General features: G+C 63.0%; 11 protein-coding genes and 1 riboswitch. Of the genes, 5 read left to right on the top strand and 6 right to left on the bottom strand.

The window, feature by feature from the left end; translation table 11 throughout:
- Positions 1–583 (top strand): hypothetical protein (locus H7225_RS02735; protein WP_290659258.1); only part of this gene is annotated, 583 nt, incomplete at its 5' end.
- Entirely contained in the window at positions 580–1,335 is a 756-nt protein-coding gene (locus H7225_RS02730) for a hypothetical protein (protein WP_290659257.1), read from the top strand. The genes H7225_RS02735 and H7225_RS02730, both read left to right, overlap by 4 nt.
- On the opposite strand, the gene H7225_RS02725 is transcribed toward H7225_RS02730, so the two are convergent.
- Complete coding sequence (locus H7225_RS02725; RefSeq protein ID WP_290659256.1) at positions 1,281–3,155, bottom strand: potassium transporter Kup; 1,875 nt, start codon at positions 3,153–3,155, stop codon at positions 1,281–1,283. The two genes, H7225_RS02730 and H7225_RS02725, sit on opposite strands and share 55 nt — an antisense overlap.
- Between H7225_RS02725 and H7225_RS18305 the strand changes: the two genes are divergently transcribed.
- Positions 3,154–3,294, top strand: a complete 141-nt coding sequence (locus H7225_RS18305) for a hypothetical protein (protein ID WP_366481279.1) — start codon at positions 3,154–3,156, stop codon at positions 3,292–3,294. The genes H7225_RS02725 and H7225_RS18305 overlap by 2 nt on opposite strands.
- A gap of 19 nt (positions 3,295–3,313) precedes the next feature.
- On the opposite strand, the gene H7225_RS02715 is transcribed toward H7225_RS18305, so the two are convergent.
- Positions 3,314–3,886, bottom strand: coding sequence for a TMEM165/GDT1 family protein (locus tag H7225_RS02715; protein WP_290659255.1), 573 nt, complete (start codon positions 3,884–3,886; stop codon positions 3,314–3,316).
- A 6-nt stretch (positions 3,887–3,892) separates the two neighbouring features.
- Positions 3,893–4,062: riboswitch (yybP-ykoY riboswitch) on the bottom strand.
- 63 nt (positions 4,063–4,125) lie between these two features.
- On the opposite strand from H7225_RS02715, the gene H7225_RS02710 reads away from it, so the two are divergent.
- Positions 4,126–4,812, top strand: a complete 687-nt coding sequence (locus H7225_RS02710) for a phosphatase PAP2 family protein (RefSeq protein ID WP_290659254.1) — start codon at positions 4,126–4,128, stop codon at positions 4,810–4,812.
- On the opposite strand, the gene H7225_RS02705 is transcribed toward H7225_RS02710, so the two are convergent.
- Both H7225_RS02705 and ppk2 read right to left on the bottom strand, forming a co-directional pair.
- Complete coding sequence (locus H7225_RS02705; protein ID WP_290659253.1) at positions 4,765–5,169, bottom strand: hypothetical protein; 405 nt, start codon at positions 5,167–5,169, stop codon at positions 4,765–4,767. The two genes, H7225_RS02710 and H7225_RS02705, sit on opposite strands and share 48 nt — an antisense overlap.
- A 69-nt stretch (positions 5,170–5,238) precedes the next feature.
- The gene (gene ppk2, locus H7225_RS02700; RefSeq protein WP_290659252.1) at positions 5,239–6,120 is read right to left on the bottom strand and encodes a polyphosphate kinase 2; all 882 of its coding nucleotides are present in this window, start codon (positions 6,118–6,120) and stop codon (positions 5,239–5,241) included.
- A gap of 55 nt (positions 6,121–6,175) precedes the next feature.
- Between ppk2 and H7225_RS02695 the strand changes: the two genes are divergently transcribed.
- Positions 6,176–6,538, top strand: a complete 363-nt coding sequence (locus tag H7225_RS02695; protein WP_290659251.1) for a translation initiation factor Sui1 — start codon at positions 6,176–6,178, stop codon at positions 6,536–6,538.
- 35 nt (positions 6,539–6,573) lie between these two features.
- On the opposite strand, the gene H7225_RS02690 is transcribed toward H7225_RS02695, so the two are convergent.
- Both H7225_RS02690 and H7225_RS02685 read right to left on the bottom strand, forming a co-directional pair.
- Positions 6,574–7,098: a hypothetical protein gene (locus H7225_RS02690; RefSeq protein WP_290659250.1), complete on the bottom strand. Its 525-nt coding sequence runs from the start codon at positions 7,096–7,098 to the stop codon at positions 6,574–6,576.
- Between the two features lie 19 nt (positions 7,099–7,117).
- The coding region (locus H7225_RS02685) for a multidrug effflux MFS transporter (RefSeq protein ID WP_290659249.1) at positions 7,118–8,320 on the bottom strand (1,203 nt) is incomplete at its 5' end.

The raw sequence follows: 8,320 nt of genomic DNA, 5'->3' as shown, positions 1-8,320 counted from the left end.
GGCCAGCATCAGCATGCCGGCCGAGTTGGCGGTGCGGGCCTCGGTCAGCAACAAGATCGAAGTGCGCATTGACCAAAGTCTGCGGGTGAAGGTGCCTGTTCACGAAACACTCAGCATCCCGATCACCGACCCCATTGCGCTCACCGTGCGCGTGGAAACCTCGGTCCCGATCAACTTTGATGTGCCCATCGAGCACACCTTGCACGTCGATCAGGTCATCGACCTGGACACCAAGGTCAAGACGCGCATCCTGGGTTTCGCCGTCACTTTGCCGATCCAGGGCAAGGTGCCGCTCAAGGTCGACGTGCCCATCAGCCTGGTGATTCCTGTGCGCAAGCAGGTGCCGGTGTCCCTGAATACCCCGGCGCTGATCCGCCTGGCCGAGCCTTTGAGTGCCCGCATCGACACGGTGATGGACACGGTGGTGCCCATCCGCGAATCCTTCAGCTTGCCGGTGACCGCTCCCGTGAACGCGACCTTGAGTTTCCCGAGTCAGACCGTGAAGGCTGGCCTGACCCACATGGACCTCAAGCTGCCGCTGGACGCCGTGCGGCTTGAGCGCCGGCCGGAGCGCCAACCTTGACGACGCCGAAGCGGCGGGTTTGGCACCGACCCGTGCGCCGGCGCGACGTGGCCTTGGTGATGACCAGCGCTGCGCTGATCTGGGTGGCCTTGTTGGCGGGCGCGGCTTGGCAGGTGCGCGATCATTGGCAGTCGGTCTTGGCCTTGCGCCATCAAACCGTCACCTTGCGCCTACCCACCGGCATGCCTGCGCGGGCCGAAGTGAAAACGCCTTTGTACCTGCGGCTGGACACCCAAGCCAAGGTGGCTGTGCCCATCGACCAGGTGGTCAGTGTGCAGTTGTTGAACAAGCTGAGCGCACAGGCTGTCATCAACACCACCGTGCCGGTGGACACCAGCATCAGCTTCGACCAGGACATCCCCGTGTCGACCGAGGTGGAGATGAAGATCCCCGTGGTGTCATGGCTCCCGGCCATGAACGTCATGGTGCCCGTCACCTTCAAGGTGCCGGTGCACTTGACGGTGCCGATCAAGGTGCAATTGCCTTTGGCCCTGGATGTGAAGGTGAGTGGCCAGGTGAGCGAGCCCATCAAGGTGCCAGTGCGCACGACCCTGCATTTGTCGGTGCCGGTTCACGCCAAACTGAAGGCCGATGTCTTGAACCTCGCCGACTTCAACCTGGTGGGTTTGCAAGCACCCTTTGACCTGCGCATCGAGCAGGCCGAAGTGCGCACGCCGCTGCGCGACATTGAGTGGTGCTACAGCATCACTTGCGTGCCCAGCTCCACCACCTGGTTGGCGGGCAAGCGGTAGTAGGTGGCGGCGCCTTCGGCCTGGCGTGTCATCCAGCCGTACAGGGCGCAACGCCAGGCGGACATCGCGCCGGGCCCATCGACGATGGTGGCGCGAGCCACGAAGTAAGTCGTGCTCATCGGGTTCAGGTCCAGGTGAGACGATCGCATCAGTGCCAGGGCTTGCGGGATGTCGGGCTCTTCGCGAAAGCCGAACCGCACCGTGGCCATGAACAAACCAGGTGCCACATCGATCACCTCCAATCGATGGCTGTCGCTGACATAGGGGTTGCTTTCATTCACCACATGCAAAAAGACCGTCTGGTCGTGCATGACCTTGTAGTGCTTCAAGTTGTGGAACAGGGCACTGGGCACGATCGTGGGGTCGGAGGTCAGGTAGACGGCGGTGCCTGCCACATGGGGCACATCAGGCTGCGGGCCGTCCATGAAGTCCGCCATGGGGATGTCGATCTTGCGGCGTTGGTCGGCCACCAACTGGCTGCCGCGTTTCCAGGTGGTCAGCATCAAGAAGATGGCCGCACCCAGGGCCAGCGGGAACCAGCCACCATCACCCAGTTTGGTCAGGTTAGACGCGAAGAAGCCCAGCTCCAGCACACCGAACACGGCCAAGGCTGCCAGGATGGGCAGGCGCATCACGCGGGCGCCGACCAAGGTGATGAAGGCCGTCAGCAAGGTCGTGATGATCATCGTGCCCGACACGGCGATGCCATAAGCGGCCGCCAGCGCGCCCGATGACTTGAAGGACAGCACCAGCAGGATCACGGCCAGCAGCATCAGCCAGTTCACGCTGGGGATGTAGATCTGGCCTTTCTCTTTGTCGGAGGTGTGCAGAATGCGGATGCGGGGCATGTAGCCCAGTCGGCTGGCCTGCAAGGTCATCGAATAGGCGCCTGAGATGGTGGCTTGCGAGGCGATCACCGTGGCCGCCGTGGCCAGGATCACCAGCGGGATCAGCAGCGCTGGCGGAGCCATCAGGAAAAATGGATTGCTGGCGGCCGAGGCATCGCGCAGTACCAGGGCGCCTTGGCCGAAGTAGTTGATGATCAGGCAGGGAAAGACCAAGCCATACCAAGCCAGGCGCACGGCCTTGGCGCCGAAGTGGCCCATGTCGGCGTACAGCGCCTCACCGCCCGTCAGGCCCAGGAACACCGCCGACAGCAGCAGGAAGGCGCTGGACGGGTGGTCGATGGCAAAGCGGACTGCGTGCATCGGGTTGAGCGCCTGCAGCACTTCGGGCGTCTGCGCGATGCTGGTTGCGCCCAGAGCCGCCAGGGTCAGGAACCACACCACGGTGACCGGGCCGAAGAGCTTGCCCACGCTGCCGGTGCCATGTTTCTGGATCAGGAACAGCCCCACCAGGATGCCAATGGTGATGGGCACGATGAAGTGCTCGAAGCGCGGGGTGGCGATGCTGATGCCTTCGACCGCCGACAGCACCGAGATGGCCGGCGTGATGATGGCATCGCCGTAGAACAAGGCGGCGGCGAACACGCCGGCGCCGATCACCAGCACGGATCGTCGAGAGCTGTCGCTCGTGAGTCGATGCGCCATGGCGGTCAGGGCAAGCACACCACCCTCGCCATCGTTGTCGTACTTCAGCACGACCCACACGTACTTGAGGGAGATGATGATGACCACGGCCCACAACAGCGCCGACAAGGTGGCCAGCACCGCTTCGGGCGTGGCGGGCATGCCATGCGGCCCTGAGAAAGCTTCCTTGAAGGCGTACAGCGGACTGGTGCCGATGTCGCCAAAAACGATGCCCAGGGCGGCCAGGGTCAAGGCGCTCAGGCGCGATGTCCCTTGGGGATTGGATGACATGAAAGAACTCCTGGTGGTCTGGGTGAACGCGGTCGCCGACGCTGGTTTCGGTCAGGAAATGGCGCGGTTGTGCCGGGTCATTCTCCAGCTTGTGCCGCAAGTGGACCACGTCAATGTGCAGGTTTTGGGCGCTCGATGAATTCTGGCGGTGCGAAGCCTCAGAAGAAGTGTCCCACGTCCAGCAAGGCCAGCAAGCCCAGCACCGCGAACATCCCGGCCGCGATGCCGTGCACCAAGCGCATGGACACCTTTTTGACCACGATGTCGCCCAGCAGCACGGCGGGCACATTGGCCAGCATCATGCCGAGGGTGCTGCCAATGACCACCGAGATCAAATCGTGGTAACGCGCGGCCAGGGCCACTGTGGCCACTTGGGTTTTGTCGCCCATCTCGGCCAGGAAGAAGGCCAGCACCGTGGTGCCGAACACGCCAAATCGCTGCAGTGATGTGGCGGCTTCGTCGTCCAGTTTGTCGGGGATCAGCGTCCAGGCCGCCATGGCCAGGAAAGACACGCCCAGCACCCAACTCAGCACGTCGGGCCCCATGTGTTCGGCCACCCAGCCGCCCACCAGGCCGGCCATGCCGTGGTTCAGCAGGGTGGCCACGAAGATGCCCAGGATGATGGGCACCGGCCGCTTGAACTTGGCGGCCAGCAGCAATGACAAGAGTTGGGTTTTGTCACCGATCTCGGCCAGTGCCACGACACCGGCGGAAACGAGGAAAGCTTGCATGAGATTCTCCAGGGCCGGCACGGATACCAATGACCACACGCATCCCCGGCCCAAGCGGAGGCGATGTGGTCATAGGTCTTGCCAGGCGTGAAGCTGCAAGCGCCATGGCCGAAAGGCCAAGTATGTTGACGCATGCCCCTGAGTGAACAGGGCGACTACTCCCCAATGACGGGAGGACTTTATCACGCAGGCAATGGGAACCAAAGCGGCCCAGGGTGCTCACATCCTTTCACGCGGCCATGGTGCACATGTTGAACAGCAATACCTTCTGGTTCTGGATTTCACGCCTGGGCGAGTCGCCCATCGTTCTGCCCATCGCTTTCGCGCTGGTGTTGGTGTTCATGGCGTTTGAGGCCCACCGCGTGGTGAGGTTCTGGGCTTTGGCCTTGGGCTTGGCCATCGGCGTGACGTCGGCCTCCAAGATCGCCTTTCTGGGCTGGGGGCTGGGCATCGCCTCGCTGGATTTCACCGGTTTTTCGGGGCACGCCATGTTGTCCGCCGCCATTTACCCAGTGCTGGGACACGCCTTTGCCCGTCGGCGTCAGGCCTCGACCGGCTGGTGGGGTGCGGCCATGGGCCTGGCGCTGGCCGCACTGATCGCGGTGTCACGTGTCACGACCCACGCGCACTCGGTGTCTGAAACGGTGCTGGGATTTTTTCTGGGATGCTTGGTCAGCGCTTGTGCCATGGGGTTCAGGGCTCCGGCTCATTTGCGCATTCCGCGGTGGGCATGGCTGACCGCCGCCGCCTGGTTGGCGGCCATGCCGTTTGTCAGCCTGTCCTTCAACACGCATCAAACGGTCATCAAGGTGGCGTTGGCGCTGTCTCAGCGACAGCATCCTTATCAGCGGTCTGACCTGCACCGCCTGGTGCCTGCCTCAGTGCAGCCGCTCCATGGCCAGGAAGTGGTATTTCTCGGCCATTGAAAAGGGCACCGTGTGCACGACCTCCATCAAGCGCTGGGTGCTGCCTTCAGACGCCGCGTGAACCAACAGCGCGCAATGGCCCTGACGCGCCAACTGGGTGTACTGGCGCACGGTGGCCGCTTCGCTGCCGACGGATGGCATGGGCCCAGCGATGGCCGACACGGTGGGGCTGACCTGGTCCAGGATGGCTTCGGGTTTCAGCAGCATGATGTCGTCGCTGTGGAATCCGGCGCCTTGTAAGGCCGTACCGACCTTGTCGGCATCCTCCAGGTTGGGAAACATGGCGAACACATAGCCCGTGGGGTAGAACACACCGCCCATGGTCAGCATGCGCGGTTCAAGCATGAAGGTTTTCATGATGGATCCTCAGTGCCAAGACTTTGACACTGTGCGCCACCTTCTACCCTGGGTCAAGCCTGGCTGGATTCAGCAAATTTCAGGCACGACGATGTCGGGCGACACCGGCTGGCGAGCATAGTCGTGGTGACGTTCGCGCGGTGGCAACACGATGGCGGGGCGCTCGATTTCGCGGTAAGGCATTTGCTGCAGCAGGTGGTGGATGCAGTTCAACCGGGCCTTCTTCTTGTCATCAGCCTGCACCACCCACCACGGCGCCTCGGCGATGTGGGTGCGCTCCAGCATGACTTCTTTGGCCCGGGTGTAGCCCTCCCAGCGGCGGCGCGACTCCAAGTCCATCGGGCTGAGCTTCCATTGCTTGAGCGGATCGTGGATGCGGCCCATGAAGCGCAGTTGCTGCTCGTCGTCCGAGATCGAGAACCAGTATTTGATCAGCTGGATGCCCGAGCGCACCAGCATGCGTTCGAACTCGGGGGCCGAGCGGAAAAACTCTTCGTACTGGTCGTCGGTGCAAAAGCCCATCACGCGTTCGACGCCAGCGCGGTTGTACCAGCTGCGGTCGAACAACACCATCTCGCCAGCGGCGGGCAGGTGTGAGGCATAGCGCTGGAAGTACCACTGCGTGCGTTCGCGGTCGTTGGGGGCGGGCAGGGCGGCCACGCGGGCCACGCGTGGGTTCAGGCGCTGGGTGATGCGCTTGATGACGCCGCCTTTGCCGGCCGCGTCACGGCCTTCGAACAAGATCACCACCTTGTGGCCCGAACTGACGACCCAGTCTTGCAGCTTGACGAGCTCGCCTTGAAGGCGGAACAACTCGTTGAAGTACTGCTTGCGGCTTTCCTTGTCCTGATCGTCGTCGTGATCGTCCAGCTCAAGCTCCAACTCTTCGTCGTAGCTGTCTTGCAGATCGCGGTGAATGCGGCGGATCAGGTCATCATCGTTCGAGATCATGATTTGACGGTATCCCTGTATCGTGTCAAGTCTGTGACAGGCTTTTCTCAGGTCCATGAAATCTCAAAAATCCAGCGGTGGACTGGTTTATTCCACCGAGTTGGGGCGCACTTGCCCCGAGTGCCGCCAAGCCGTGGCGCAATGCGTGTGCGGCAAGAAGGTGAACCTGGCGCCATCAGACGGCATCGTGCGGGTGTCGCGCGAAACCAAGGGCCGCAAGGGCAAGGGCGTGACCCTGGTCAAGGGCGTGCCGCTGGACGATGAGGCGCTCCATCAGTTGGGCAAGCAGCTCAAGGCCGCGTGCGGCTGTGGTGGCACGGTCAAGGATGGGGTGGTCGAAGTGCAGGGTGACCACGTCGACACGGTCATGGCCTTCCTGCAAAAGCAGGGCTGGACGGTCAAGCGCTCGGGTGGCTGACGAGATCAGCCAACGTTGGGCTTCAGGGCAACAGCTCAGGCGTCGAAGTCGCTGTCGCGGCCCGGCTTGGTCAGCCACAGCGCCAGCAGGCTGATCGCTGTTGCGATTGACAGGTCGTAGCCGACGTAGGCAAGGCCGTACTTGGTGGCCAGGGTGGTGGCCAGGTAAGGTGCCAACGACGCCCCCAGGATGCCCGCGAAGTTGAAGGTCATGGACGAGCCTGTGTAGCGCACGGCGGTTGGGAACATCTCGGACAGCAGCGTGCCCAAAGGCCCATAGGTCATGCCCATCACGCCCAAGGCATTGCCAGCCCCGAACACCGTCATCAAATAGAACAGCACGAACGTGGACAGCGTGGCCTTGCGCCCGATGCGGTCGCCGAAGGGCCCGAACACCGCCGAACCCACCGGCCGCGCGAAAAAGGCCTTGGGGAAGATCAGCGCCGCTGCCGTGGCGTAGATGTAGAAGTGGAAAAACTCGACCGTGGTGCCGATCAGGCTGGCGAACAGCACTGTGGCAGGCGAGTTGCGCTGCACCGCGCCTGTGGCGGTTTGGTTCACCTGGGTGATCCTTGCAAGTTCAGGCGGCAGCATGCCCATGTTGAGTCGGGTGCCGAAGCGTGAGCCAGGCGATCACCCAGGTGATGAGCGCACAGCCCGTGATGCCGGCCACCATGGTGAGCGCCGTGCCATCCATGAACAGGCCCATGAGGGTCACGATCACCGCCCCCGTCACCATCTGCAAGGTGCCCAACAGGGCCGAAGCGGTGCCCGCAATGTCACCGTGGTTGTCCAGTGCCAGCACCGAGGTGGTCGGGATGATCAGGCCCAAAAAACCATAGCCGATGAACAGCAGGATGGCCAGCACGTCCAGGCGCTGCACCCCCATGACAAACACCACCACCAGCACGATCAGGGGCAGCACGTAGCCAATGGCCGCGACCTTGACGACGCCCTGCAAACCGAACCGCTTGGTGAGCCAGCCGGTGAGCTGCGCCGTGCCGATGAAGGCCACGGCATTGATCGAAAAGAAGAAGCTGTACACCGTCGGGGTCAGGCCATAACCCTGGATCAGCACGAAGGACGAGTTGGCCAGGTAGACGAAAAAGCTGGCCATGCCGAAGCCACCAATGAAGGTCAGCCCCAGAAATTGCCAGTCTTTCATCAGGGTGACGTAGCCCGCCCAGGCGCTGGCCAGGTTGCTGCCAACGCGGTCAGCTGGTGGGCGGGTTTCGGGCAACATGGTGGCCGTGAGCACCAGGCCCAGCACTGCCGCCACCGTGACCGCCCAGAACACGGCGCGCCAGCTGGCCAGCTCGATGGCGATGCTGCCCGCCAAGGGTGCCAGCACCGGGGACACGCTGAACACCAGCATGAGCAGGGACATCAACCGGGCGGCATCGGTGCCGGTGTGCAGGTCGCGCACGATGGCCCGCGGGATCACCATCGTGGCGCAGGCGCCGATGCCTTGAATGAAGCGCCACATGGTCAAGGTGTGGATGTCTTGGGCCAGTCCGCAGGCCACGCTGGTCACCGCGAACAGCACCAGCCCCACGTACAGCGGTGTCTTGCGGCCGACCATGTCCGACCACGGCCCGTAGATCAATTGGCACAGCCCCAGCGAGAGGAAAAAAGCCATCAGGCTCCATTGCACCTCACCCGTGTCCGCGTGCAGGCTTTGCCCGATGGCCGGCAAGGCGGGCAGGTACATGTCGATGGCAAAGGGGCCAATGGCGGTCAGCAGGCCCAGAACCAGGGCCGTGCGCATGAAGCTGGAGGTCAT

Origin of the sequence: Aquabacterium sp., from assembly GCF_014378415.1 — a bacterium.
Taxonomy (GTDB): domain Bacteria; phylum Pseudomonadota; class Gammaproteobacteria; order Burkholderiales; family Burkholderiaceae_C; genus Aquabacterium.
This window is presented reverse-complemented; position numbering and strand designations above follow the sequence as displayed.

Bases quoted from the DNA above. Each gene is read 5' to 3' on its own strand.
- H7225_RS18305 (WP_366481279.1), top strand. From the start codon at position 3,154: ATGAAAGAACTCCTGGTGGTCTGGGTGAACGCGGTCGCCGACGCTGGT.
- H7225_RS02725 (WP_290659256.1), bottom strand. From the start codon at position 3,155: ATGTCATCCAATCCCCAAGGGACATCGCGCCTGAGCGCCTTGACCCTG.
- H7225_RS02715 (WP_290659255.1), bottom strand. From the start codon at position 3,886: ATGCAAGCTTTCCTCGTTTCCGCCGGTGTCGTGGCACTGGCCGAGATC.
- H7225_RS02710 (WP_290659254.1), top strand. From the start codon at position 4,126: ATGGTGCACATGTTGAACAGCAATACCTTCTGGTTCTGGATTTCACGC.
- H7225_RS02705 (WP_290659253.1), bottom strand. From the start codon at position 5,169: ATGAAAACCTTCATGCTTGAACCGCGCATGCTGACCATGGGCGGTGTG.
- ppk2 (WP_290659252.1), bottom strand. From the start codon at position 6,120: ATGATCTCGAACGATGATGACCTGATCCGCCGCATTCACCGCGATCTG.
- H7225_RS02695 (WP_290659251.1), top strand. From the start codon at position 6,176: ATGAAATCTCAAAAATCCAGCGGTGGACTGGTTTATTCCACCGAGTTG.